The following is a 24512-nucleotide window of genomic DNA, read 5'->3' on the forward strand; positions in this document are numbered from 1 at the left end:
CAAACTCGCTTCCCCAAATTAGTTATATCCTATAATGATTGACGGAAGCGTTGACCGGCCGATCCGAAATGGCCGGGGAGGAGTTCGCCCATGACATTCATCTATCCCGTCGACAGCAACAAGGCGCATCCGTTGCCGCTGTCGCCCGAGTACAAGAGTTCGATCAAGCGCGCGCCGAACAAGCCCTTGATCCCGATGCGCCACACGCTGTCGGAATTGACCGGCCCCGTCTACGGCCACGAGACCGTGCGCGAGGGCGACAGCGATCTCACCACCCAGCATACGGGCGAGCCGATTGGCGAGCGCATCATCGTGCACGGCCATGTGCGCGACGAGGACGGCCGCGGCGTGCCGAACTCGCTGGTCGAGATCTGGCAGGCCAATTCCTGCGGCCGCTACGTTCACGTCCGCGACCAGCACCCGGCCCCGCTCGATCCGAATTTCACCGGCGCGGGCCGCACCGTCAGCGATGCCTCCGGGTACTATCGTTTCGTCACCATCAAGCCCGGCGCGTATCCCTGGGGCAATCATCACAACGCTTGGCGCCCGGCCCACATCCATCTCTCGGTGTTCGGTCATTCCTTCGTCACGCGGCTCGTGACGCAAATGTATTTCCCGAACGATCCCCTGTTTCCGTTCGATCCGATCTTCAACTCGGTGCCGGACGAGAAGGCGCGGGCGCGGATGGTCTCCGCGTTCGACCTCGAGAACACCCAGCCCGAATGGGCGCTGTGCTACCGCTTTGACATCGTGCTGCGCGGCAAGAACGCCACGCCTATGGAGAACCATTAAGTGCAGGACAATGTGAAGGACAACGGGATCACGCCATCGCAGACGGTCGGCCCGTTCTTCAAATACGGCCTGACGCCGACCGGCGAATACGCCTGGAACGACGCGTTCACCAGCTCCACGCTCACGCCTGACGTTACCGGCGACCGCGTCCGGATCGAGGGGCGCGTGTTCGATGGCGACGGCGTCGTCGTGCCTGACGTCATGCTCGAGATCTGGCAGGCAGACGCGCAGGGCCGCTTTGCCGACCCGCAGGACAAGCGCGCGTTGCCGAATGCGAGCTTCCGCGGTTTTGCGCGCTGCGGCACCGACAAGGATGGCAACTACGCTTTCGAGACCATCAAGCCGGGCGTGGTGCCGGATCCCGACGGCAAGCCGCAGGCGCCGCACATTCTTCTTGCGGTGTTCGGGCGCGGCATGCTGCGGCATCTCTATACCCGGATCTATTTCAGCGACGAGGCCGGCAATGCCGCCGACCCGGTGCTCGCGCTGGTACCCGCCGACCGCCGCGCCACGCTGACGGCGGTGCGCGAAGCCGGCAAGGCGGTCTATCGCCTCGACCTGCGGCTTCAGGGCGACAACGAGACGGTGTTCTTCGACGTGTGAAACGACGGAGTTTGTTGTCCGTCCATGTTGAGATGCCCGGGGCCGCCCGGGCATTCGCGTTTTGGCTCACAAGTTATTGGTATCTCGATATGGGCCTTCACCCGCGAGCCCGCGACCTCCGGTATCGTACGTAGCTCTCGCTGCCAGTTTCCGACAGCTTCATTCAATGTCCGTTGAGGACAACGGGCTACGAATAGGACAACTCATACTGCGGGTCCTTTCATGAAGCTTCGTTTGTCGATCTCCTCAGCGATCATTCTCTTCGGCGTTCTGCTCGTCCTCGGCTTTGTGGCTGTCGTCGCCAGCAGTGCTTACGCGCTTCGCGAGCTCAAGGTTGGTGGGCCGCTCTATTCCGACATCAAGCTCGGCAATGACCTCGTCGCCGATATCCTGCCGCCACCCGCCTATGTGCTCGAGGCCTATTTGGAAGCGACGTTGGCGATGCGCGAGCCGGATCAGCTTGCTGTTCATGGCGAGCGGCTCGTTCAGCTGCGCAAGGACTATGAAGATCGCAAGGCGTTCTGGAGCACTTCCCCGCTGGCTCAGGATCTGAAGACCGTGCTTGTCACGCGATCGGACACCGAAGTGCAGAAGTTCTGGAAACTCGTCATCGACCAGCTTCTGCCGGCACTGAAGAGCAAGGACGAGGCCGCTGCCCAGCGTATCTATGCCCAATTGAAAGACGTCTACAGCGCTCACCGCACCATCATCGATGGCATCGTGGCGGGCGCCAATAAGCAGAACGCAGATATGGAGAAGCTCGCGGCCGATCGCGACTCGTCAATCTCATATGTCGTGCAAGGCGTGTCCGCCGCCGTTCTCGCGCTGATCGCTGGAGGCCTCGCGTTCGTCGTCCTCGGGGTTGTCCGCCCGATTGTCAACATGACCGGCGCGATGCAGAAGCTGGCGACGGGAGACTTGACGGCGGAAGTACCCTACGCCGCCCGTCGCGACGAGGTCGGTTCCATGGCGAGTGCACTTGCGGTATTCAAGCAGAGCGCGCTGGACAATGCCCGGCTGCGTGACGAACAGGTGCGGACAGAAAAGCAGGCGGCTATAGCCAAACGTGAAGCGCTCTTGGGCATGGCGGAGACAGTCGAGCGGGAAACCGGCGCGTCGGTCGAGATGGCCGCTGCGGCAACGCAAGGCGTGGAGCGGACCGCTTCCAACCTTTCGGGGATCGCCTGCGAGCTGTCGACGGAATCGCAAGCCGTCGCCGCTGCATCCGAGCAGGCGCTGGCCAGTGCGGAAACCGTATCGTCGGCGGCCGAAGAGCTGACCGCGTCAATTCGCGAGATTTCGAGCCAGCTCGCGCGCGCAAGCCAGGTGACGAAATCAGCCGTCGCGGGCCGCGAGCAGGCGCGCACGACCATCCAGGCCCTGTCGGGTTCGGTGAAGAAGATCGCGGAGGTCACCGATCTCATCGGCGGCATCGCCGGCCAGACCAACCTGCTGGCGCTGAACGCCACGATCGAGGCGGCGCGTGCGGGTGATGCCGGACGCGGATTTGCCGTGGTCGCCGCCGAGGTCAAGTCGTTGTCCAACCAGACGGCCAAATCGACCGAGGAGATCGCGCGCCTGATCGCCGAGATCCAGGCATCGACTCAGGCGGCCGTTGCCGCCGTCGAGGATATGGGCAGCCATATCATCGAGATTGATGGCGTTGCGACTTCTGTCGCGGCCGCGATGGAAGAGCAGGACGCCGCGACGCGCGAGATCGCTCGCTCGATCTCGGAGTCGGCGTCCGCGGCCAAGGAGGTCTCCACCAAGATCGTCCATGTCAGCCACAATGCCGATTCGGTCAACGAGCGTGCCAGCGAGATGCGTGAGGCAATCTCCAGCGTGTCGGCGAACCTGGCGTCGCTCAAATCCGTCCTGGTCCGCACGGTCCGCAGCTCGACGGCAGAGGTCGATCGTCGTTCGGCGCGGCGCTATCCGACCGATCTGCAGGTGTCGGTGACCGACGCCAGGCAGGCCGTGCACGCGGCGACGCTGGTCGACCTTTCGGAAGGCGGCGCCTGGGTTCGTTGCGCGCCGCAAATCCATGTCGGGGAAACCGGCCTGCTGCAAATCAGGGGCTTGGCGTCGGCGCTGCCATTTACCGTTCGAACTCACGATGGCGAGGCCGCACATGTTGCGTTCAGGCTGGACGCCGCTCAGAGTGCCGATCTCGCTGGCTGGCTCGCCCGCAATTTCGGCGAGGCCGTTGCGGCCTGATCGCGACGCACGAGGTAGACAGCCGGTCCATCGGCTTGACCTGCCTTCGCAGGCGACGGCGAGACGGGACTTCGACGTTCGGGATGAGGCGCTCCGGCGGTGTCAGTCGCCGGCAGGCTTTCTCATCCAGCGCAAGCGACGCCGGTGTGTGGCGAATCACACCTGAGATCGTTCTCTTTCGCGCTTATGTGTCAGTCTCGCTGACTCAAACCTGATCGCTTGAGGGCCTACTTCCCGTAGTTTTGCGGAGCATTTCTCTTGCTGTCGCTCCCGCGGGCAAGTCCGTATTTACCGTAACGATCTAGGATCACCGAATCTGATGCGGGGCTCCGGATCCTTCCATGAACATTCGCTTGTCATTGTCCTCCGCGATCATCGCGTTCGGAATCGCGCTCGCCATCGGCTTTACCGCCGTGGTTTCGACCAGCCTGTACGCCTTGAAAGAACTGAAGGTCGGTGGGCCGCTCTATTCCGACATCAAGCTGGGCAACGATCTCATCGCGGACATCCTGCCGCCGCCGGAATACGTCATCGAGGCCTATCTCGAGGCCACCCTCGCCATGCGCGAGCCGGACCAGCTGGCGGCCCATGGCGAGCGCCTGGTCCAGCTCCGCAAGGACTACGACGATCGCAAGGCATTCTGGGTCGGCTCCAGCCTTTCTGCCGACCTGAAGACGGCGCTGGTGTCGAAGTCCGATGCCGAGGTGCAGAAGTTCTGGAAGCTGTTGTCCGACCAGCTACTGCCGGCCCTCAAGGCCAAGGACATGGCTGCCGCCGAGCGCGCCTATGCGCAGCTGAAGGATGCCTACACCGCGCATCGCGCCGTCATCGACAGCATCGTCGAGAGCGCCAACAAGCAGAATGCCGACATCGAGAAGCTGGCCGCGGAGCGCGACAGCTCGATGCTCTATGTCCTCCTCGGCGTCTCGGCCGCCGTGCTCACCTTCATCGCCGCCGGCCTGCTCGGGGTTGCCCTCGGCGTGGTGCGCCCGATCGTCCGCATGACGGGCACGATGCAGAAGCTCGCGACCGGCGATCTGGCCGCCGACATTCCGTTCGCGCACCGCCAGGACGAAGTCGGCTCGATGGCGGCCGCCCTGCTGGTGTTCAAGCAGGCCGCGGTCGAGAATTCCCGCCTGCGCGAGGAACAATTGCAAAAGGAGCAGGACGCGGCGCTTGCCAAGCGCGGAGCCCTGCACCAGATGGCCGAAATCGTCGAGCGCGAGACCGGCCGATCGGTCGACACCGCGAGCGCGGCGACACAAGGCGTGGAGCACGCCGCTACCAGCCTATCCGAGATCGCGAGGTCGCTCTCCGCGCAGTCGCAGGCGGTCGCCGCGGCCTCCACCCAGGCCCTTGGCAGCTCGCAGACCGTCTCGGCCGCGGCGGAAGAGCTCAGTGCCTCGATCCGCGAGATCGCGACCCAGGTCGCGCGGACCAGCACGGTCACCAAATCGGCGGTCGCCGGTCGGGAGCAGGCGCGTTCGACCATCCAGGCGCTGGCGGGCGCGGTGAAGAAGATCGCCGAGGTCTCCGACCTCATCGGCGGCATCGCGGGGCAGACCAACCTGCTGGCGCTCAACGCCACGATCGAGGCGGCGCGCGCTGGCGAGGCCGGCCGCGGCTTCGCGGTGGTCGCCGCGGAAGTGAAATCCCTGTCCGACCAGACCGCCAAATCCACCGAGGAGATCGGGCGGCTGATTGCCGAGGTCCAGGCCTCGACGCAGGCCGCGGTGGACGCCGTCGAAACCATGGGAGGCCATATCGTCGAGATCGACGGCGTTGCCACCTCGGTTGCCGCGGCGATGGAAGAGCAGGACGCCGCGACGCGCGAGATCACGCGGTCGATCTCCGAATCGGCGTCCGCCGCGAATGAGGTCTCGGCCAAGATCGGCAATGTCAGCCGCGACGCCGCCTCCGTGAACGAGCGGGCCGCGGAGGTCAGGCAGGCGATCGCCGGCATGGCGGCCAATCTCGAAGCGCTGCGGTCGGTCGTGGTCCGGACGGTGCGCGACTCGACAGCGGCGGCTTGAGCCGGCGGCTGCGGCCGCTGGCGCCCGGCAGCGCGGTTGTGCAGAATGGAGCAACGCGACGGGGGTCGGGCGCTCATGACAGATTCACGATTGCCGGAGGCGGCGGACGCCGCACATCTCACCGCGGCACTGCGCAAGGCCGGCGCGCTGGACGCAGGTGCCGTGCGCGAGGTCAAGGTGCTGCATGAGCGCGACACGGTCGTGTCGCATATCACCCGGCTCGGCCTGCGCTATGTCGGGGAATCCGCCGGCTCGCCGCAGTCTCTGATTCTCAAGACGCCGCATGCCGCGTTCGCCAAGCCGCTGGCGAATGCCGGTCGCCACGAGGTGGCCTACTACACACAGCTTGCGCCCAGAATGCCGGCGCAGCTGGTGCCGCGCTGCTTCGACGGGAATTTCGACGAGGAGAGCCTCGCCTGGCATCTCCTGCTGGAGGATCTCACCGACAGCCACGAGATCGCGAGCCAATGGCCGCTGCCGCCATCGCGCGGTCAGGCGCTGGCCATCGTCACCGCGCTCGCGCGCTGGCACGCGGCGTGGTGGGACCATGCCGGTCTCGGCGAGACCGCCGGGACCTGGGCGAGCACGGACGATACAGCCGCAGATTTGGAGACGTTCGCATCCCATTACGACCGGTTCGCCGATCAGCTCGGCGATCGTCTCAGTGAAGAGCGCCGCACGCTCTACCGCCGCTTCATCGATCAGTCCGACCGGCTGTTGCGGCGCTATCATTCGCACCGCCACCTCACCATCACCCATGGCGACGCCCATATCTGGAATTTTCTGCTGCCGCGTGCCGGCGTGACGGACACCGTCCGTATCTTCGATTTCGACCAGTGGCGGATCGGCGTGCCGACCCGCGACCTCGCCTATATGATGGCGCTGCATTGGTATCCGGAACGCCGGCAGGCGCTCGAGCGCCTTCTGCTCAACCATTACCACGACACGCTGATCGCGCACGGCGTCAGCGGCTATACGCGCGGCGCGCTCGATCAGGACTATCGCTGGTCGGTGCTCTGGCACATCACCAAGCCGGTCTGGCAATGGAGCATCAATATCCCCCCGGTGATCTGGTGGAATAATCTGGAGCGCGTGATGCTCGCTGTCGACGATCTCGGCTGCGAAGAGTTTTTGGGGTAGGGGTGCTGAACCTGCGCTTCGCTTGTCCAGGACGACGGCGGAAGTTGTGATCCCCCTTACTCCATCACCGCATGCTCCGGCCCCGCGGCCTGCTTGCGCAGAGTGGCCTTGGTCGAACCGATCAAAAGAGCGAGCGGGATGGTGCAGAGGATGAAGACCATCACCAGCTGGTAGTCGTGTGCGAAGGCGATGATCTGCGCCTGCACGCTGACCATTCTGTCTGCCATGGCGCGGCCGGCGTCGGTGGAGAGGTTGATCATGCCGCTGACGTTGGGCATCTGCAACGTGTGGTTGAACGGGTTTATGTCCTCGGAGAGGATCGCATAGGTCCGCCGCGTGCCCTGGGTCAGCTGGGCGATGACCACGGATATGCCGACCGAACTCGCGACGTTGCGCATCAGGGTCAGCATCGCGGTGCCGTCGGTGCGCAGATTGTTCGACAGCGTCAGGAACGCCACTGTCGAGAGTGGCACGAAGACGAGGCCGAAGCCAAAGCCCTGGATGACGCTCACGGTCACGATCTCCGGTACCTGGGTCAAATCGGTCCAGCCGGTCATCTGGTAGAGCGAGCCGGCGGTCAGCGTCAGGCCGGAGATGATCAGCGTGCGCGCCTCGAAATAACGCATCATGCGGCCGACCAGCATCATGGCGAAGAAGGTGCCGAAACCGCGGCTCGCCAGCAGCAGGCCCGCGGTGATGATGGGATAGCCGATCACGTTCTGCATGTAGGGCGAAGCCAGCGCCATGGTCGAGAACAGCACGAGCCCCATCACGACCATGAACATGCAGCCGGTGACGAAGTTGCGATCCCGGAATAGCGCGAAGCGGATGAACGGCGTCGAGGTCGTGAAGGAGTGCGCGAGGAAGTAGTAGAAGGCGACGGCCGAGATGATGAACTCCGCGAGAATCTCATTGGATTCCAACCAGCCCAGCTGCTCGCCGCGGTCGAGCGCAAGCTGCAGCGAGCCGATCGCCACCGCCAGCGCGGCGAAGCCGAACCAGTCGAATTTGAGGCTGAGATTCCTGTCTGTCTCGTCCATGAAGACGATCAGTCCGAGCACGGTGATGAAGCCGAACGGCAAGTTGACGAAGAACACCCAGTGCCACGAATAGGTCTCGGTCAGCCAGGCGCCGAGTGAGGGGCCCATGATCGGGCCCATCATCACGCCCATGCCCCAGATCGACATCGCCTTGGCGCGCTCCTGCAGCGTGTAATAATCGAGCATCACCGATTGCGACAGCGGCACCAGGGCCGCGCCGAACACGCCCTGCAGCAGCCGGAACAGCACCATCTGGTTGATGTCTTGCGCGAGGCCGCACAGCACCGAGGCCATGGTGAAGCCGGCTGCGCAGATGATGAAGATGCGCTTGCGGCCGAAGCGGTTGGCGATCCAGCCCACCGGCGCCGTCATGATCGCGGCGGCGACGATGTAGGAGGTCAGCACCCAGTTGATCTGGTCCTGCGAGGCCGACAGCGTGCCCTGCATGTAGGGCAGGGCGACATTGGCGATGGTGGTATCCAGCGCCTGCATGATGGTCGCGGTCATGGCGCAGATCGTCACCATGTTCCGGCGCAGGCCGGGGACCATCAAATGGGCATTGGGGCCGGACACCGGATCAGTCCTTGTCCTGGTTCGCCGTTGCCGACAGGCCTAACAGGCCGGCAAGCGAGCGCTGATGGCCGGTGTCGATGGTGGCATAGACGCTCATGCCGGCCTTCAGCTTCCGCACGTATTTGTCGGTTTCGTCGAAATAGATCCGGATCGGCACGCGCTGCACCACCTTGACGAAATTGCCGGTGGCGTTCTGCGGCGGCAGGATCGCGAATTGCGCGCCGGTGCCGGGCGAGAGCGAGCCGATCTTGCCCTTGAAGACGTGGTTCGGGAACGCGTCGACCTCGAGCGTGACGGCCTGCCCTTCGGTAACGTGGGTGAGGTCGCTCTCCTTCGGATTGGCGTCGACCCAGGGATGGGCGACGTCGATGATGGAGAAGACGGGCGTGCCGGCTGTGACGAAGCGGCCGAGCTGGATCTGCTCGACCTGTGTCGCCACGCCGTCCATCGGAGCGCGCAGCACGGTGTGGTCGAGGTTGCGCTGGGCATCGTCCAGCTTGGCTTTCGCCTGTGCGTAGGGCGGGAATTGCTCCAGCGGCAAGGCGGGGTCGCCGAGCAGCTGCGTCTTGGCGTTGGAGAGTTGCTGCTTGATGTATTGCGCCTGTGCGCCGGCGGTGACCAGAGCATTCGAAGCGTTGTCGAGATCAAGCTGCGAGCCGAAATTGTTCTTCACCAGCGCCTGCTTGCGCTCGACGTCGCGCTGCTTCAGATCGATGCCTTGCTGGGCAAGGTTGAGCATGTCGCCATAGATCTTGATGTTGGCAACGAGATTGTCATAGGTCGACTGCGCCTGCATCAGCTGCGCCCTGGCCTCGTCCACCGCGAGGCGGAACGGCACGGGGTCGATCTCGAACAGCTCGTCGCCGCGCTTGACCGACTGGCCTTCCTTCACGACCACCTTCAGGATCTTGCCGGGGATGTCGGGCGTCACCAGCACTTTCTGGGCGCCGACATAGGCGTCGTCGGTGCCGACATAGCGGCCGCCGTTGAGATAGAAGGTGATGCCGCCGATGGCGACGACGATCGGCAGCACGACCAGGAGGAGGACGCGGCGATAGCGGCGCAGACCCGCCATCAGCCGGCGGCGCGGATCGGTGCCGGCCTTCTTGGTCGGCTTGCCGCTGTCGCTCTTCTGCTCAGGCTGGAATTTGAGAACCTGGTCAGCCATAGCGCTGCTCCTTACGCGCTTGTTCCGCTCCGCTGGTCTGGATCGCGTTACGCACGTTTTCCTTGATGGATTCGAGTTGGGTGAGAAGACGGTGAGCGTCCGCCGGATTGATGCCGTCGAGCGCGTTGGCCGTAAGCTCGGACTTGAGGCCGCTCATCTTGCCGAGCAAGGTCCGGCCGGCCTTCTTCAAGTAGAGCCGTTTGACGCGGCGGTCCGAGGCGTCGTTGCGGCGCTCGATCCAGTCGCTGTCGCAGAGCTTGTCGATCAGCCGCGTCAGCGTGATCGGCTGCATTTCCAGAAGCTCGGCGAGTTCCGATTGTTTCATGCCCTCGCTGCGCTCGACCTTGGACAGCACCGCCCATTGCGCGCGGGTGATGCCGAAGCGCGAGGCCTCCTTGTCGGCGTAGACGCGCAACAGGCGGTAGAGCTCACCGAGCGTGAACAGGAAGTTCTGGTCGACCGACCCGCGGGTCATAAGCTTTGTCTCCTATAAGCTCGCATATGATAAGCAAGCTTATGATTATTTCACGGCGGGTTAGCGGGACGCTGTCCCGCCGCGAAAGCATGGCTGGTGGCCAAGACCCCCGGTCGCGCTTTGGGTTCCATCGGCGAAATGCTAGAAGTCAGGCCACATGACCCTCGCAAAGCCGGCATTTCCGACGCCCGACCACGATCACGGCCGCTGCACCGCGGACGCGCTGTCGCATGCCGAGGCCGTTTGCGAGCAACGCGCGCAGAAATTCACGCCGATCAGGCGCCAGGTGCTGGGAGCGCTGCTCTCCAGCCATCGTCCGCTCGGCGCCTACGAGGTGATCGACGAACTGGCTAAATCGATGCCGCGGCCGGCGCCGATCACGATCTATCGTGCTCTCGATTTCTTGATGGCCAACGGCCTCGTGCACCGCATCGAAAGCCGAAATGCCTATCTGGCCTGCGCCGCCCACGATCATGACGCGACGTCGGCGGTGACGTTCCTGATCTGCGAGCGCTGCGGCCTCGTCGGCGAGATTCCGTCGGCCTCCTTCGCCAGGGACCTCAACTCCGCCGCGCGCAGCTCAGGCTTCGCCCCCAAATTGTCCGTGGTGGAAATCACGGGCGTCTGCGCCCATTGTCAGAAAGCTGCATAAGCAACAACGGCGCAAAGCCGGTTTTTCGGGAAGACATGTCCTCACCACAAGCCATACCGTCCACCGGGCGCCCTCTCAGTGCCGGCGCCATCGCGCTGATGCTCATGCTGTGCCTGACCTGGGGGTTCAACCAGATCGCGGTGAAGCTGGTGCTGCCGGACATCCCGCCGATGCTTCAGGCGATGATCCGCTCGATGGGCGCGTTGCCGGTGCTGTTCATCATAGGCAGCTTGCGTGGCGTCAAATTCTTCGAGCGCGACGGCACCTGGAAACCGGGCCTCATCGCCGGATTGATGTTCGGCATCGAATTCGTGCTGATCTTCCAGGGGCTGCGCCTCACCCCTGCGTCCCGCGCGGTGGTGTTTCTCTACACCGCTCCGTTTTTCGTCGCGCTTGGCTCCTATCAGGTGCTCGGCGAGCGGCTCGGCGGCACGCAATGGCTGGGGCTCGCCATCAGCTTTGCCGGCGTCGCGCTCGCCATCGGCGTGCCGCAGCCCAATGTCGATTCCCACGTTCTGCTCGGCGACCTCATGATCGTCGGCGGCGCGGCGCTGTGGGCTGCGACCACACTGGTCGCCAAGAGCACGCGGCTGCGCTTCGCCGCGCCCGAGAAGGCGCTGGGCTATCAGGTCGCGACCTCGATCCCGATCCTGGGGCTGGCAGCCTGGCTGTTCGGCGAATCCATAACCCACACGCCGTCCCCGCTATCGCTCGGCCTGATGGCCTTTCAGGCGATCTGGGTGGTGGGAACCACGTTCACGCTTTGGTTCGCGCTGGTGAAGACCTATTCGGCCAGCAAATTGTCGGCTTTTACCTTCATCACCCCTTTGTTTGGCGTGGTGGGTAGCTATTTCATCATGCACGACACCTTGAGCCTGACTTTCGGCGCGGCGGCCGTCCTTGTAATTGCTGGGCTTTTTCTGGTTAACCGTCCCAGCCGAACGGCTGTGGCGCCGCCTGATGCATTGCTGAACGTCACCAAAACCTGATATTTGGACGCCATGAACAAGCTCGCAAACCCCATCGATTCCGACGTCGCGGGCCCCGCGCCCCGGCACAGGACCACCCAGGTCAAGGTCGGCGACGTCGCCGTCGGCGGCGGTGCGCCGATCGTCGTGCAGTCGATGACCAACACCGACACCGCCGATATCGACGGCACCATTGCCCAGGTCGCAGCGCTCGCGCGCGCCGGATCCGAAATGGTCCGCATCACGGTCGACCGCGAGGAGGCCGCTGCCGCCGTTCCGCACATCCGCGACGGCCTGCTCAAGCGAGGCATCACCACGCCTCTGATCGGCGACTTCCATTATATCGGCCACAAGCTGCTCGCCGCCTATCCGGCCTGCGCCGAGGCGCTCGCCAAATATCGCATCAATCCCGGCAATGTCGGCTTCAAGGACAAGCGCGACACCCAGTTCGCCGACATTATCGAGATCGCGAACAAGAACAGCAAGCCGGTGCGCATCGGCGCCAATTGGGGCTCGCTCGACCAGGAACTGCTGACCAAGCTGATGGACGAGAACGCCGCGTCCGCCAACCCGCGCGACGTGCGCGCGGTGACGCGCGAGGCCATGGTGCAGTCCGCGCTGCTCTCGGCCGCGCGTGCCGAAGAGCTCGGCATGCCGAAGGACCGCATCATTCTGTCCGCAAAGGTCTCGGCGGTGCAGGATCTCATCGCGGTCTATCAGGATCTTGCCAGCCGCTCCGACTATGCGATTCATCTCGGTCTGACCGAAGCCGGCATGGGCACCAAGGGCATCGTGGCGTCCTCGGCCGCGCTCGGCATCCTGCTGCAGCAGGGCATCGGCGACACCATCCGCATCTCGCTGACCCCGGAGCCGGGCGGCGATCGCACCCGCGAGGTGCAGGTCGGCCAGGAGCTCTTGCAGACCATGGGTTTTCGCACCTTCGTGCCGCTGGTCGCGGCCTGCCCCGGTTGCGGCCGCACCACCTCGACCACGTTCCAGGAGCTGGCGCGCTCGATCCAGGATTTCATCCGCGACGAGATGCCGGCCTGGAAGACGAAATATCCCGGCGTGGAAGAACTCAACGTCGCGGTGATGGGTTGCATCGTCAACGGCCCCGGCGAATCCAAGCATGCCAATATCGGCATCTCGCTTCCGGGCACGGGCGAAGCGCCGGCCGCCCCGGTGTTCGTCGACGGCAAGAAGTTCCGCACGCTGCGCGGCCCGACCATCTCCGCCGACTTCAAGGCGCTCGTGATCGATTACATCGACCAGCGCTACGGCCAGGGCGCCAAGGTGCCGGTGACCGCGGCGGAGTGATTTCACTCAGCTGTAACCCGCGCTCTGCTCGTCGCCCCCGCGAAGGCGGGGGCTCGTAACCACAGGCCGTTGTGGTTATGTGAACTGTCACTCCGAATCATCGTCAAACCCAATTCTGTGGTTATGGGTCCCGGGCTCGCGCTTTGCGCGCCCCGGGACGACGGCTGTGCTTGCAGCGCAGATTGCGTATCTGTCACCGCGCGCTACGATGGCTCTCAATCAACAATGATTGGGAGCAACACCCATGAGCTCACTCGCCGGCAAGCAGGGCCCGCGCTACCGCCACACGGCGGAAGACGGCACGCCTTACGAAACCATCGCGGTCGAAAAGCTGACCCCTATCATCGGCGCGGAAATATCCGGCGTAGACATCGGCAAGCTCGTCTCGGACGATGCCCGCTCCAACCGGCAGATGGACGAGATCCAGCGCGCGCTGGCCGAAAACCTCGTCATCTTCTTGCGCGACCAGCACATCACGCCGCAGCAGCATCTGGCCTTCGGCCGCAAGTTCGGCGAGCTGCATTTCCATCCCGCCGCCCCGCACGAGGACGAAGACCCGGCGCTGATGAAGATCTATGCTGATGCGAACTCGCCGCGTGCCAATGGCGAGGGCTGGCATTCCGACGTGTCCTGCGATCTCGAGCCGCCGATGGGATCGATCCTCTACATCAAGCAATGCCCGCCGCGCGGCGGCGACACGCTGTTCGCCAACATGTATGCGGCCTATGAGGCGCTGTCGGATCGGATGAAGGCCTATCTCGACGGGCTGACTGCGCTGCACGACGGCGAGCCGATCTATCGCGGGCTCTACGCCAATTACGGCGTCGCCGACCGTCCATCCTATCCGAGTGCCGAGCATCCCGTGGTGCGCACGCATCCGGTCACGGCTAAGAAGGCGCTCTACGTCAATCGCGGCTTCACCCGCCACATCAACGGCGTCCCGCGCGACGAGAGCGACGCGATGCTTGCCTACCTCTATCAGCACGCGGAAAACCCGCTATTCCAGTGCCGCTTCCGCTGGACCGAGAACGCCATCGCGTTCTGGGACAACCGCTGCACCCAGCACCGCGCAATGTGGGACTATTGGCCCCATACGCGGTCCGGCACGCGGGTGACGGTGAAGGGCGAGAGGCCGGTGTAGACGCCGCTTCTTGCGTTGACGTCCTCCTGCTCCCGCGCCAATCTTCCCAAAAACAAATCGGGGGGATCAGCCATGCTCCGAGCCGAGGACAACAAGTTCCTGACCGAGTCCGGCCCTGGAACGGGCATGGGCGAATTGTTGCGCCGCTTCTGGATTCCCGTGCTCCTGTCGAAGGAGCTTCCCGAACCCGATGGCGAGCCGAAGAAGATCATCGTCCTCGGCGAGGAGCTGCTCGCCTTCCGCGACTCACGCGGCGTCGTCGGAATCATCGACCAGTACTGCCCGCATCGCGGCGCCAATCTCTGGCTCGGGCGCAATGAAGAATGCGGCATCCGCTGCGTCTATCACGGCTGGAAGTTCGATACCGAAGGTCGCTGCGTCGACATGCCGACCTCCTATCCCGATCTCAACGCCAAGGATCTCATCCGCATCAAGTCCTATCCGGTGCGCGAATGGGGCGAGATGATCTGGGCCTATATGGGCCCCGCGAATGCGATGCCCGAGCTGCCCGATCTCGAAATGGCGCTGCTGCCGTCCTCGCACCGCTACGTCAGCAAGAAATGGCAGGATTGCAACTGGGTGCAGGCGCTGGAAGGCTCGATCGACACCGCGCACTTCACCTTCGCGCATCTCTCCTTCGACAAGGAGGAGAACGAGATTCTGGACATCAAGAAGCATTTCGTGAACCCGATCGCGCGGATGTCGAGCGATCACATGCGCTGGATCGCGGAGGACCCGCGGCCGGTGATCAAGATCGCCCCGCACGACGCCGGCCTCACCATCGCAGGCGGCCGGCTCACCGGCGGCGACAACATCTACTGGCGCATCGCGCAGTTCCTGATGCCGTTCCACGCCTATGCGCCGAGCGCGATGCCGGGCGAGAACATCTTTGGCCAGACCTTCGTTCCGGTCACGGACACCAATTGCTGGATCTACACTTATGCCTGGAATCCGGACCGTCGACTGACGCAAGCCGAGCGCGACGCCTTCGACCGAGGCAATGGCGTGATCGCGGAAGTCGACGACAATTACGTTCCACTGCGCCACAAGGGCAACGACTATCTGATCGACCGCAAGCTGCAGAAGACCAGGAGCTATACCGGCATCAAGGGCGTCTCCGAACAGGACGCCGCCGTGCAGGATAGTCAGGGCCCGATTGCCGACCGCACCCGTGAGCATCTCGGCCCGACCGATCTCGGCATCATGCATTTCCGCAAGACAGTGATGGAGCTGGCGCGTGCGCTCCAGCAGGGCGTGCCGCCGCCGCAGGCTGCGCATCAGGATCGCTACGCCGTGCGCTCCGGCGCCTGCGTCACCAGCAAGGCCAAAGACCTGCCCGCGGTGATGCTGGAACGCTTTGGCGACGTCGCGGGATTCGTCGGCCACCCCAGGATTGCGGCAGCGGAGTAGGACTTGAGGCGATCGCGGAGCATCATCGCAATTCTCGTCTCGCCGCTCGTCGCGTCGATCGTGCTGTCGACGCTCGGCAGCGGTCAAGCCGTTGCGCTGCGAAAAATGGTAAAACCGAAGCCGACGCAATCCGCGGCCAAATGCGAGATGTCGAAATTCCGGATCGTCGTGGATGTCGGGCACACGCCGGACTCCTACGGCGCGTTGAGCGCGCGCAACGACACGGAGTTCGGCTTCAATTTCCGGCTTGCAAGGTTGATCACGGGCAAGCTCAAGTCCGAAGGCTTTGGCGCAACCCGCCTGCTCGTCACGGACGGCAAGGCGCGGCCGAGCCTGTTCAAGCGCGTCAGTGCCGCGAATGACGGCCGGGCCGATCTCTTCCTGTCGATCCATCACGATTCGGTGCCGGACAAGCTGCTCGAGACGTGGGAGTTCGATGGCGCGAACAGCTATTTCAGCGACCGGTTTTCAGGCCATTCGCTGTTCGTGTCGGAGCGGAATCCGCACTTCGCCACCAGCCTGATGCTGGCCCGGATGATCGGCAGGCAGTTGAAGGAGCAGGGACTGCATTATGCCAGCCAATACACCCTGCCGGTGATGGGCCGCTACCGGCGTCAGCTGCTCGACAAGGATGTCGGCGTCTACCGTTACGACGGGCTCGTCGTGCTGTCGCAAACCCGCAGCGCCGCCGTGCTGCTGGAGGCCGGCTCGATCATCAACCGCGACGAGGAAATGACGATGAACTCGCAGGAGCGACAGGACCAGATTGCGGACGCCGTGGCGGTAGCGGCGCGGGAGTTTTGCGGGAAGCGGTAGTCGGCTTTGCTTGCGATGACAGAAGCTACAGCGGTGTCCCCCGATACTCCCGGTTCGCCAAACTCGCTTCCTCCAGATCCAGATCGCGCTCGATCCGCCGACGCGTCTCGTCGGTGATCTGGCCGTCGCGCAGCAGGTCGTGGATGAATTTGCGCTCGGCGGCGATCAGGTCGCGGGTCAGCGCGGTGCCGGCGGCGGAAACGTCATGGTGGGTGGGATCGAGCGAATCGGGAAGCTGGTTGACGCGGATCTCGTGGCGCGCGCGCAGGAGCCGCATCACCTCGTCCGACACGTCCTTTTCCCCGGTCAGCGCGTCGAGCGACTTCAGCGCCGCGTCGAGGGCCTGGCGCCGGGCCGCGATTTCGGCCTCGTGCTCGGCGACATGCTCGTTGCGGCCGGCGTCCGCGACGCCGAGCCAGCGCACCACCGGTGGCAGCGTCAAGCCGACCCCGATCAGCGTGACGAAAATGACGCCGAAGGCGACGAACAGGATCAGGTCGCGAAACGGAAACGCCTCGCCGCCCGGCAGCGTGAACGGCAGCGCCAGCGCTGCCGCCAGCGACACGGCGCCGCGCACGCCGGTGAACGCGAGCACGAACGGCCATTGCCATGGCGGCGACGGGTCGCGCGCGCGCAGCGACTTGCTGAGCATCCGCGGCAGATAGGTCGCGGGATAGAGCCAGGCGAAGCGTGCGATCACGACGACCGCCAGCACCACGGCGGTCGCGATCATGATGTCGTCGAGCGGAAACGCCTTCGACTTCTCGTAGAGCGCGCGCATCTGGAATCCGGTGAGCAGGAACAGCAAGCCCTCGATGAGATAGATCACGAGGTCCCAGAAGAAGATGCCTTGCAGCCGGGTCGATGCCGAGATCAGCAGCGGGCCGTTCCAGCTCACATAGAGGCCGCAGGCGACCGTGGCGATCACGCCGGAGCCGCCGAGATGCTCGGGCAGCCAGTAGGAGACGTAGGGCGTGATCAGCGACAGTGTCAGCTCGACCTGTGGATCCCCCGACCATTTGCGGAAGCGCAAGGAGAGCCAGCCGACGCCGATGCCGAAGGCGATCTCGCCGGCGATAATGAGCAGAAACTCGCCGCCCGCCAGAGGCAGCGAGAAATTCCCGACCATGATCGCTGCGAGCGCGAAGCGGTAGAGGATCAGCGCGGTGGCGTCGTTGGCGAGCCCTTCGCCTTCGAGGATGACCATGAGCCTGCGCGGCAGGTGCAGTCGCCGCGCGATTGCGAGCGGCGCCACCACGTCCGGCGGCGCGACGATGGCCCCCAGCAGGAATCCGACCGTCCAGGGCAGCCCGATCATATAATGAGTGGCGGCCGCCACCAGTGCTGCGGTGAAGATCACCGCGCCGACCGCGAGCAGCACGATCGGGCGCAGATTGTTCCTGAACTCGCGCCAGCTCATGGCGACGCTGGCCGAGTAGATCAGCGGCGGCAGCACCATCAGCAGCACCAGTTCCGGCGGCAGTTCGACCGGCGGCATGCCCGGCACGAAGGCGAGGCCGACGCCGGAGAGCATCAGGAGAATGGCGGGCGCGATGTTGAAGCGGCGCGCGACAAGTGCCGTGCCCGCCAGCACGGCGAGCAGGATGAGAAAGGTCTGAAATTTAGCGGCGATCATGGCCTGTCTTGGCCCGGAAGCAACCGCAAGGTCAATGCGCGCGGCTCACGCCAGCCGCTCGGCCACCATGCGGCCGATGCGGGCGAACACGGCTTCGATCCGTGCCGCACTCGGCGTGCCGCCCTGGGTATAGGCCACGATCAGGACCGGTGTATCCGGCTTGGGCCAGACCACCGCGATATCGCCCGAGGCGTCCTTGCCGTTGTTGCCGGTCTTGTCGCCGATCTTCCAGCTCGCGGGGAGCCCGCCGCGCAGCCGGTTCGCGCCGGTCTTGCAGCCCACCATCCATTCGGTGAGTTGAGCACGCGAGGCCGGCGACAGCGCCTCGCCCGTCACCAGCCGGCGCAGATTGCCGGCCATCGCCACCGGCGTCGTCGTGTCATGGGGATCGCCCGGCGGGGAACGGTTGAGCTCGGGCTCGTTGTGGTCGAGCCGCGAGGTGGCGTCGCCAAGCGACCGCCAGAACGCGGTGAGTGCGGCCGGACCGCCGATCCGCGCCAGCAGCAAATTGGCACAGGTGTTGTCGCTGAGCTCGATGATCGCCTTGCACATGTCGGCGACCGACATCGCACCGGCCGCGAGATTCTGCTTGGCGACCGGCGCGTAGTCCAGAAGATCGGCCTGGCCGTAAGGGATCATGGCCGCAAGCTGCTCCTCGCTGCGATCGACCCGCGCCAGCACGCAGGCCGCGAGCGAGGCCTTGAAGGTCGAGCACATGACGAACCGCTCGTCGGCGCGCCAGGCGATCGTCGCGCCGGTCGCAAGGTTCTCCGCATAGACCCCGATCCGGCCGCCGCTGTCGCGCTCATAGGCCTCGAGTTCCGGCAGCGTCTCCGCGGCGAGCGCGGGAGAGGCGGCAAACCAGCACAGCGAGGCGAGCAGAGAACGGCGGTCGAGAGGCATGGGGGGCCTTTTGAGAGAGACGGGCAGGTGGAGATGCGGTGTGCACGCCATCCGTGCAACGAGTGCGCCCGATTTCGGGCAACGAAAGATCAGGCCCCTCATTCCCTCAGGTCATACCGATAAGACTTGGACACGATCTGCCAGCCGTCGGCGAGCTTCATCGCCACCAGATAGTCGGTGAAAAACCGCGGCGGCAACTGGCACCGGACCTTGATGAAGGCGGTCTTGTCGTCCGAACGGTCGATGGTGACGATGAAATCCTCGCGCGGCTTGCCTTCGGCCTTGCCGGAGGGACGCTTGCGGACGCGGTCGAGCCAGTCGGGCACGGTCAGCACCTGGAGCTCGCCCTTCTCGACCCAGCGTAAATCGGCGGAGGGATGAAAGATGGCGCCGAGCTTTTCGGCGTCGCCTTCGTAAAGTCCGTCGAAATAGGATTGCACGACGGCTTCGACGCTCGAACGGTTCTGGCTCATGGGTCATCCCTTTGAATGATGGCTCGGGGTGAACTTAGTCGTACATGTCAAAATGCGCTATGGTGTCCGTACCATTTGCGCAAGGACGCTGTGATGACCGGATCAGAGAATGCGAACGCTCCCATCCTGACCGGCGAATGCTATTGCCGCGCGGTGCGCTACGAGGTGGCTGACGCGTTCTCCTATGCGATGAACTGCCACTGCTCGAATTGCCGCCGCACCACCGGCGCCGCCTTCAAGCCGTTCGCCGGGATCGAGCGGAGCAAGCTGCGCATCGTCAGGGGTGAGGACCAGCGCACCATCTATGGTGACGACACCACCCATGACGCCCACTGTGCTCGCTGCGGCTCGCTGCTTTATTCCCGGGTGCGCGAGGGAAAATGGGTCCATGTCGCCATGGGAACCCTGGTCGATGCCCCCTCGATCCGGCCGGGCGCCCACATTTTCGTGGGCTCGAAGGCGCCCTGGCACGAAATTACAGACGATCTACCGCAATATCGGGGGCATATTGGAGATGGCTGAGGGAACCCGGCCCGCGCGTGCGCCCGTCAGCGAACCCCGGCAGGGCTGGCACGACAAACAAAAGGGGCCTTTTGCGGCACCCCGCGGGCGCGGCCTTCGTGACCTCCATCACAAGCACCCGCGCCGGAACTTGCTAAAGCGATCCCAAGGGGGCCCGTACGGCCCTGAACTCGGAAGTCGTGTCATGCGCCATTTGCTCAGACTTGGTCCGCTTCTCCTCGCTCTCACGCTGCTGTTCGGCGCCGGGCCTGCGTTCGCCGGAAAGCGCGTGGCGCTGGTGATCGCCAACTCGGCCTATCAGCACGCGCCGTCGCTCGCCAATCCCGTCAACGACGGCACGGTGATGGCCAGGACGCTGAAGGAGGCCGGCTTCGACATCGTGGATTCCCGGCATGACCTGTCGGCGCTGGAGACGAGGCGTGTGTTGCGCGAATTCGCCGACGCAACCCGCGATGCCGATATCGCCGTGGTCTACTATGCCGGCCACGGCATCGAGGTCGAAGGCTCGAACTATCTGATCCCCGTCGACGCCAAGCTCGAGCGCGACACCGACGTGTTTGACGAGGCGCTGTCGCTCGACCGCGTTCTGGTCGCGGTCGAACCCGCAAAACAGCTTCGCCTCGTGATCCTGGACGCCTGCCGCGACAATCCGTTCGGCAAGACCATGAAGCGCACGATTGCCTCGCGCGGTATCGGCCGCGGCCTCGCCCAGGTCGAGCCGACCAGCTCCAACACGCTGATCGCCTATTCGGCCAAGGCCGGTTTCACGGCGCAGGACGGCGACGGCGCCAACAGCCCCTTTACCGTGGCGCTGTCGAAGCACCTGACGACGCCCGGCCTCGACGTCCGCCGCGCCTTCGGCTTCGTGCGCGACGACGTGCTCAAGTCGACGGGTAACAAGCAGGAACCGTTCGTCTACGGCTCGCTCGGTGGCGACGACGTGCCGCTGGTGCCGGTCAAGGTGACGGCTGCCGCTGCGCCCGCGCCGAATCCTCAGGCCGACATCCGCCGCGATTACGAGCTCGCGCTCCAGGTCGGCAACAGGCCGGCCTGGGACGCGTTTCTCGCCCAGCACCCCGACGGCTTCTATGCCAGCCTCGCCAAGCTTCAGCTCGAGAAAATCAGCGCCGAGCAGGTCCATGCGGCGGCGACGGAAAAGGCCAAGCAGGCCGAGGCTGAACGAGATCGTCTTGCCGCGCTTGGCGCGCAGAAGGATGCGCAGGCCAAGGCTGCGGCCGATGCAAAGGCCGCGGAGCAGGTGCAACTCGCCGCGCAGAAAGCCAAGGAACAGGCACAGCAGCAGGCGGCCGCCGCCGAGCAGCAGCGCGTCAATCTCGCCGCAACGGCGCCGAGTGCTGCGCCAGCCAGCACGGCGAGCCCCTCAGGCACCAACGTTGCTTCGCTGACACCGGCCACTGCGCCGGCCGATCTCAACCGTTCCGTGCAGACTGAGCTCGGCCGCGTCGGCTGCTTCTCCGGCGCCGCCGACGGCAACTGGAACACGTCCGCGCAGCGGTCGCTGTCGCAGTTCAACCGCTATGCTGGCACCAAGCTCGACGTGAAGGTGGCAAGCACCGATGCGCTCGACACCGTCAAGTCAAAACCGTCGCGCGTCTGCCCGCTGGTGTGCGAGCACGGCTTCAAGGTCGACGGCGACAAGTGCACCAGGATCGTTTGCGGCGATGGCTTCGCGCTGAACGACGACAACGAATGCGAGAAGAAGCGTGCCGCAAAGCCGACGACTTCCAAGCCCGCGACCTCGCGACGTGACGACAGCGAGGATCGTCAGGCAAAGAAGCGCGTGCAGACGGGCTCCGCCGGAGGGTATGGCTCAGGCATCGCGGGCGCCGCGGCCGGCGCTGGTCGCGCCTCGGGCGGCAGTGGTCAGATTTATTGCAACGATCTTCTCTGCCGTCCGGTCCAGCGCGGCTGCCACCTCGTATATCGCGGTGGCGGCGGCCCTCACGTTGATGCCAATGCCGAGGTCTGCAACTGAGGGCACTGCGTCCCTCGACATTGTCCGGCGAAGCCGTGACAATGTCGCTGGGATCAGGTCGCGATCGCGCTCGCCGCGATGTTTACCGTCAGCGCCAGCAGCGCCGTGTTGTAGATGAAGGATACGATGCCGTGCGCCGTGGCGGTGCGGCGGATGGTCTTGTCGGTGATGCCGACGTCGGAGACCTGTGCGGTCATTCCGATCACGAACGAAAAATAGACGAAGTCCCAATAATCGGCGTGATCTTCCTTGTCGCCGCTCGGAAACTGAAGACCGCCCGGCTCGGCGTGGCGGTAGTAATCATGCGCGTAATGCAGCGCGAAAGTCGTGTGCACGGCGGCCCAGGACAGCGCGATGGTGGTGATCGCGATGGTCAGCTCCGCCGCGCCGCGATGGGTGCCGAGTTCGACCACGATCGCTGCGATGCTGGCGAACGCGCCGATTGCCGTCACCAGCAGGATCACGAAGCGGCCGTCGTCCTGCATCGCGGCGCTACGGCGGATGTGCTCGTGGTCGTTGCACAGCATCATCGCATAGACCAGCACGAGATAAACCGCGATCAGCGCATCCCAGCCGAGCACGAGCCGCGTCGTCAGCCGCGGTGAGCCCGGCGCTAGCAGGCAGACGAGGACGCCGATACCGAGCGAGATGAACGTCCGCGGCCGGGCGTAAATCAGCCGCATCGGCCGCGACATCTGGCGGAAGCGGACGAGGGCGGGATCCTCTTTGTTGCCGCCCGTCATCGCGTGGCTAGTTCTTCCGCTCGGCCACGAAGCGCGCCGCGGCTTGCAGCACTGCGGCGCGGTCGCCGAAGATTGACACGGCGCTGTCGGCTCGCGCGAGCAGGTCGCGCACGCGCTGCTTGGCGCCCTCGATGCCGAGCTGGGTGACGAAGGTGGTCTTGCCGAGCGCGGCGTCCTGGCCCGACGGCTTGCCCAGCGCAGCCGCGTCGCCTTCCACGTCGAGCAGGTCGTCGGCGATCTGGAAGGCCTCGCCAAGTGCGCGGCCGTAATCGTCGAGCGCCTGATATTCCTTTTGCGAGGCCTGGCCGAGGATCGCTCCGGCGATGCAGCCATAGCGCAGCAATGCGCCGGTCTTCATCTGCTGGAGACGGGCGACATCGACCGGCTCGCGGTCGCCGAAACGGCCTTCCCCGGCAAGATCGAGGATCTGGCCGCCGACCATGCCGCCGATGCCGGCGCAGCGCGCCAGCGCGCGCGTCAGCAGCAGCCGCACATTGGCGTCGCGGTGGATCTCGTCGCGGGTGATGATGTCGAAGGCGAGCGTCAACAGGCCGTCGCCCGCGAGGATCGCGGTCGCGTCATCGGTCTTCTTGTGCAGGGTGGGGCGGCCGCGGCGCAGGTCCGAATTGTCCATCGCCGGCAGATCGTCATGGATCAGTGAGTAGCAGTGGATGCATTCGAGCGCGGCACCGGCAAGCAGCGCCGCCTCGCGCGGCACGCCGAACACGGCCGCGCTCTCGACCACAAGGAACGGTCGCAGGCGCTTGCCGCCGTTCAGGCTCGAATAGCGCATTGCGTCCATCAGTCGCTTGGGCCGGGCGATCTCATCGGGCAGGATGTCGTCCGCCAACAGGCGCCCGAGCAGGGCCTCGGTGTCATCAGCGGTCTTGTCCAGACGTTTGGCGAAATCGGACGGGGACGTGCCGGTCATCAAGAAGGGCTCCAGAACCAAAATTCGGCGGGACAATCCTTTATGCGCCCGCTTCAGTCAATCGTTTGGAAGGGCTAAAAAGTGCTGGAAAAGGCCCGAATTATCACAGACTTAATGGCGAGAGCCGTGGCCGCGTTTCATTTTGCGCCGGGAAGGTCGATTTGCGCATCGTCAAAATCCTGCTGGTAGCGCTCGCGGTCGTGGCTCTCGCGCCCTATGTGATCGCGCCGTTCTACCGCACCGGCCATCCGGTTTCGACGCTGATGGCCTGGCGAAGCTTGCGGGGCGCGCCGATGCATCGGGAATGGATCGATCTGGCGGCGATGTCGGCCTCACTGCCGCGATCGGCGGTGGCGGCCGAGGATGCCCATTTCTGCAAGCATCACGGCATCGATTGGGGCGCGCTGCGCGAGGCGATCGACGACGCGAACGAAGACGGTACGCCGTTCCGGGGCGCCTCGACGATCACCCAGCAGGTCGCAAAAAACCTGTTCCTGTGGCAGGGGCGGGACTTCGTCCGCAAGGCGCTGGAATTCCCGTTGGCGCTGTGGATCGACTTCGTCCTGCCCAAGGCGCGGATCCTGGAGATCTACCTCAACATCGCCGAGCTGGGACCGCAGGGCCAGTTCGGGGTGGAGACCGCCAGCGCCTATGCCTTCGGCAAGTCGGCGGCCAACCTGTCCCCCCGGGAAGCCGCCCTTCTGGCCTCGATCCTGCCGAATCCGGTCAAACGCAGCGCCAGGACCCCTGGACCGGGTGTCAGGCGCCTGGCCGGGACCTATGTTGCCAGGGCGCAGGCCAGCTCGCTTTCGACCTGTTGGCGGGAAAATCGCTGATTTCTGGCCCTTTCCGGACGTATTTTCCGGTCCAAGAGCCTAGCTTTAGGGCCAGCCTTCCTCTATAAGCGCGGCCTTGATCGGCATTCCGCTCGCCCCGTTTGGGTGCTGAGCCGTCCTGTGGACG

At 64.7% G+C, this 24512-nt stretch carries 22 protein-coding genes; 14 read left to right on the forward strand and 8 right to left on the reverse strand.

Translation table 11 applies throughout. The features are described from left to right. The first annotated feature begins 90 nt into the window (after window positions 1-90). The 5 genes from pcaH (at window position 91) to NR187_RS29370 (ending at window position 6785) form a co-directional block, all read left to right on the forward strand. Complete coding sequence (gene pcaH / locus NR187_RS29350) at window positions 91-792, forward strand: protocatechuate 3,4-dioxygenase subunit beta (RefSeq protein ID WP_256808576.1); 702 nt, start codon at window positions 91-93, stop codon at window positions 790-792. Then, window positions 793-1395, forward strand: a complete 603-nt coding sequence (gene pcaG, locus NR187_RS29355; RefSeq protein ID WP_211384001.1) for a protocatechuate 3,4-dioxygenase subunit alpha — start codon at window positions 793-795, stop codon at window positions 1393-1395. A gap of 222 nt (window positions 1396-1617) precedes the next feature. Further along, window positions 1618-3612, forward strand: a complete 1995-nt coding sequence (locus NR187_RS29360) for a methyl-accepting chemotaxis protein (RefSeq protein ID WP_256808577.1) — start codon at window positions 1618-1620, stop codon at window positions 3610-3612. 341 nt (window positions 3613-3953) lie between these two features. Continuing rightward, the gene (locus NR187_RS29365; protein ID WP_256808578.1) at window positions 3954-5645 is read left to right on the forward strand and encodes a methyl-accepting chemotaxis protein; all 1692 of its coding nucleotides are present in this window, start codon (window positions 3954-3956) and stop codon (window positions 5643-5645) included. Between the two features lie 75 nt (window positions 5646-5720). Beyond that, window positions 5721-6785, forward strand: a complete 1065-nt coding sequence (locus tag NR187_RS29370; protein ID WP_211384004.1) for a phosphotransferase — start codon at window positions 5721-5723, stop codon at window positions 6783-6785. Window positions 6786-6841: 56 nt separating this feature from the next. Here NR187_RS29370 and NR187_RS29375 read toward each other — a convergent pair whose 3' ends face one another. The 3 genes from NR187_RS29375 to NR187_RS29385 are packed head-to-tail and all read right to left on the reverse strand — an operon-like array spanning window position 6842 to window position 10041. After that, window positions 6842-8398 carry an MDR family MFS transporter gene (locus tag NR187_RS29375; protein WP_256808580.1) on the reverse strand — a complete coding sequence of 519 codons (1557 nt, stop codon included), beginning with the start codon at window positions 8396-8398 and terminating at the stop codon, window positions 6842-6844. A gap of 4 nt (window positions 8399-8402) precedes the next feature. Beyond that, window positions 8403-9566 carry an HlyD family secretion protein gene (locus NR187_RS29380; RefSeq protein WP_256808584.1) on the reverse strand — a complete coding sequence of 388 codons (1164 nt, stop codon included), beginning with the start codon at window positions 9564-9566 and terminating at the stop codon, window positions 8403-8405. Beyond that, a complete protein-coding gene (locus tag NR187_RS29385; protein WP_211384007.1) occupies window positions 9559-10041 on the reverse strand; it encodes a MarR family winged helix-turn-helix transcriptional regulator in 483 nt (160 codons plus the stop codon). The genes NR187_RS29380 and NR187_RS29385 overlap by 8 nt, the downstream gene beginning before the upstream one ends. Window positions 10042-10198: 157 nt before the next feature. Here NR187_RS29385 and NR187_RS29390 point away from each other — a divergent pair, with 157 nt between their 5' ends. From NR187_RS29390 to NR187_RS29415, 6 genes are all read left to right on the forward strand, one after another. Further along, window positions 10199-10693, forward strand: coding sequence for a Fur family transcriptional regulator (locus NR187_RS29390; RefSeq protein WP_211384008.1), 495 nt, complete (start codon window positions 10199-10201; stop codon window positions 10691-10693). A gap of 35 nt (window positions 10694-10728) precedes the next feature. Beyond that, a complete protein-coding gene (locus NR187_RS29395) occupies window positions 10729-11682 on the forward strand; it encodes a DMT family transporter (protein ID WP_211384009.1) in 954 nt (317 codons plus the stop codon). Between the two features lie 12 nt (window positions 11683-11694). Continuing rightward, entirely contained in the window at window positions 11695-12978 is a 1284-nt protein-coding gene (gene ispG, locus NR187_RS29400; RefSeq protein ID WP_256808586.1) for a flavodoxin-dependent (E)-4-hydroxy-3-methylbut-2-enyl-diphosphate synthase, read from the forward strand. Between the two features lie 244 nt (window positions 12979-13222). After that, on the forward strand, window positions 13223-14119 hold the full coding sequence (locus tag NR187_RS29405; RefSeq protein WP_256808587.1) for a TauD/TfdA family dioxygenase: 897 nt from the start codon (window positions 13223-13225) through the stop codon (window positions 14117-14119). A gap of 72 nt (window positions 14120-14191) precedes the next feature. Beyond that, window positions 14192-15529, forward strand: coding sequence for a Rieske 2Fe-2S domain-containing protein (locus tag NR187_RS29410; RefSeq protein ID WP_256808589.1), 1338 nt, complete (start codon window positions 14192-14194; stop codon window positions 15527-15529). A 3-nt stretch (window positions 15530-15532) separates the two neighbouring features. Beyond that, a complete protein-coding gene (locus NR187_RS29415; RefSeq protein ID WP_256808591.1) occupies window positions 15533-16345 on the forward strand; it encodes an N-acetylmuramoyl-L-alanine amidase in 813 nt (270 codons plus the stop codon). A 25-nt stretch (window positions 16346-16370) separates the two neighbouring features. On the opposite strand, the gene NR187_RS29420 is transcribed toward NR187_RS29415, so the two are convergent. The 3 genes from NR187_RS29420 to NR187_RS29430 form a co-directional block, all read right to left on the reverse strand. Further along, window positions 16371-17981 carry a Na+/H+ antiporter gene (locus NR187_RS29420; RefSeq protein ID WP_256808592.1) on the reverse strand — a complete coding sequence of 537 codons (1611 nt, stop codon included), beginning with the start codon at window positions 17979-17981 and terminating at the stop codon, window positions 16371-16373. A 45-nt stretch (window positions 17982-18026) separates the two neighbouring features. Beyond that, entirely contained in the window at window positions 18027-18884 is an 858-nt protein-coding gene (bla, locus tag NR187_RS29425) for a class A beta-lactamase (RefSeq protein WP_256808595.1), read from the reverse strand. 98 nt (window positions 18885-18982) lie between these two features. Further along, on the reverse strand, window positions 18983-19357 hold the full coding sequence (locus NR187_RS29430) for a nuclear transport factor 2 family protein (RefSeq protein ID WP_007598116.1): 375 nt from the start codon (window positions 19355-19357) through the stop codon (window positions 18983-18985). Between the two features lie 93 nt (window positions 19358-19450). Between NR187_RS29430 and NR187_RS29435 the strand changes: the two genes are divergently transcribed. Beyond that, entirely contained in the window at window positions 19451-19879 is a 429-nt protein-coding gene (locus tag NR187_RS29435; RefSeq protein WP_256808598.1) for a GFA family protein, read from the forward strand. A 184-nt stretch (window positions 19880-20063) separates the two neighbouring features. Beyond that, window positions 20064-21875: a caspase family protein gene (locus tag NR187_RS29440; RefSeq protein ID WP_211384017.1), complete on the forward strand. Its 1812-nt coding sequence runs from the start codon at window positions 20064-20066 to the stop codon at window positions 21873-21875. A gap of 53 nt (window positions 21876-21928) precedes the next feature. Here NR187_RS29440 and NR187_RS29445 read toward each other — a convergent pair whose 3' ends face one another. Next, entirely contained in the window at window positions 21929-22618 is a 690-nt protein-coding gene (locus tag NR187_RS29445; RefSeq protein WP_211384018.1) for a DUF1345 domain-containing protein, read from the reverse strand. Between the two features lie 7 nt (window positions 22619-22625). Then, window positions 22626-23549, reverse strand: a complete 924-nt coding sequence (locus tag NR187_RS29450; RefSeq protein WP_211384019.1) for a polyprenyl synthetase family protein — start codon at window positions 23547-23549, stop codon at window positions 22626-22628. Between the two features lie 161 nt (window positions 23550-23710). Between NR187_RS29450 and mtgA the strand changes: the two genes are divergently transcribed. Further along, window positions 23711-24385 carry a monofunctional biosynthetic peptidoglycan transglycosylase gene (mtgA, locus tag NR187_RS29455; protein WP_211384020.1) on the forward strand — a complete coding sequence of 225 codons (675 nt, stop codon included), beginning with the start codon at window positions 23711-23713 and terminating at the stop codon, window positions 24383-24385. Window positions 24386-24512 lie beyond the last annotated feature (127 nt).

Source organism: Bradyrhizobium sp. Bra64, from assembly GCF_024519875.1.
GTDB classification, from domain to species: domain Bacteria; phylum Pseudomonadota; class Alphaproteobacteria; order Rhizobiales; family Xanthobacteraceae; genus Bradyrhizobium; species Bradyrhizobium japonicum_G.

What these genes read in the sequence shown, in the direction of transcription:
- NR187_RS29395 (WP_211384009.1), top strand. Translation starts at nt 10,729, where the DNA reads ATGTCCTCACCACAAGCCATACCGTCCACCGGGCGCCCTCTCAGTGCC.
- NR187_RS29390 (WP_211384008.1), top strand. Translation starts at nt 10,199, where the DNA reads ATGACCCTCGCAAAGCCGGCATTTCCGACGCCCGACCACGATCACGGC.
- ispG (WP_256808586.1), top strand. Translation starts at nt 11,695, where the DNA reads ATGAACAAGCTCGCAAACCCCATCGATTCCGACGTCGCGGGCCCCGCG.
- NR187_RS29405 (WP_256808587.1), top strand. Translation starts at nt 13,223, where the DNA reads ATGAGCTCACTCGCCGGCAAGCAGGGCCCGCGCTACCGCCACACGGCG.
- NR187_RS29450 (WP_211384019.1), bottom strand. Translation starts at nt 23,549, where the DNA reads ATGACCGGCACGTCCCCGTCCGATTTCGCCAAACGTCTGGACAAGACC.
- NR187_RS29380 (WP_256808584.1), bottom strand. Translation starts at nt 9,566, where the DNA reads ATGGCTGACCAGGTTCTCAAATTCCAGCCTGAGCAGAAGAGCGACAGC.
- NR187_RS29445 (WP_211384018.1), bottom strand. Translation starts at nt 22,618, where the DNA reads ATGACGGGCGGCAACAAAGAGGATCCCGCCCTCGTCCGCTTCCGCCAG.
- bla (WP_256808595.1), bottom strand. Translation starts at nt 18,884, where the DNA reads ATGCCTCTCGACCGCCGTTCTCTGCTCGCCTCGCTGTGCTGGTTTGCC.
- NR187_RS29410 (WP_256808589.1), top strand. Translation starts at nt 14,192, where the DNA reads ATGCTCCGAGCCGAGGACAACAAGTTCCTGACCGAGTCCGGCCCTGGA.
- NR187_RS29370 (WP_211384004.1), top strand. Translation starts at nt 5,721, where the DNA reads ATGACAGATTCACGATTGCCGGAGGCGGCGGACGCCGCACATCTCACC.
- NR187_RS29360 (WP_256808577.1), top strand. Translation starts at nt 1,618, where the DNA reads ATGAAGCTTCGTTTGTCGATCTCCTCAGCGATCATTCTCTTCGGCGTT.
- NR187_RS29365 (WP_256808578.1), top strand. Translation starts at nt 3,954, where the DNA reads ATGAACATTCGCTTGTCATTGTCCTCCGCGATCATCGCGTTCGGAATC.
- NR187_RS29440 (WP_211384017.1), top strand. Translation starts at nt 20,064, where the DNA reads ATGCGCCATTTGCTCAGACTTGGTCCGCTTCTCCTCGCTCTCACGCTG.
- pcaH (WP_256808576.1), top strand. Translation starts at nt 91, where the DNA reads ATGACATTCATCTATCCCGTCGACAGCAACAAGGCGCATCCGTTGCCG.
- NR187_RS29435 (WP_256808598.1), top strand. Translation starts at nt 19,451, where the DNA reads ATGACCGGATCAGAGAATGCGAACGCTCCCATCCTGACCGGCGAATGC.
- NR187_RS29420 (WP_256808592.1), bottom strand. Translation starts at nt 17,981, where the DNA reads ATGATCGCCGCTAAATTTCAGACCTTTCTCATCCTGCTCGCCGTGCTG.
- NR187_RS29385 (WP_211384007.1), bottom strand. Translation starts at nt 10,041, where the DNA reads ATGACCCGCGGGTCGGTCGACCAGAACTTCCTGTTCACGCTCGGTGAG.
- NR187_RS29430 (WP_007598116.1), bottom strand. Translation starts at nt 19,357, where the DNA reads ATGAGCCAGAACCGTTCGAGCGTCGAAGCCGTCGTGCAATCCTATTTC.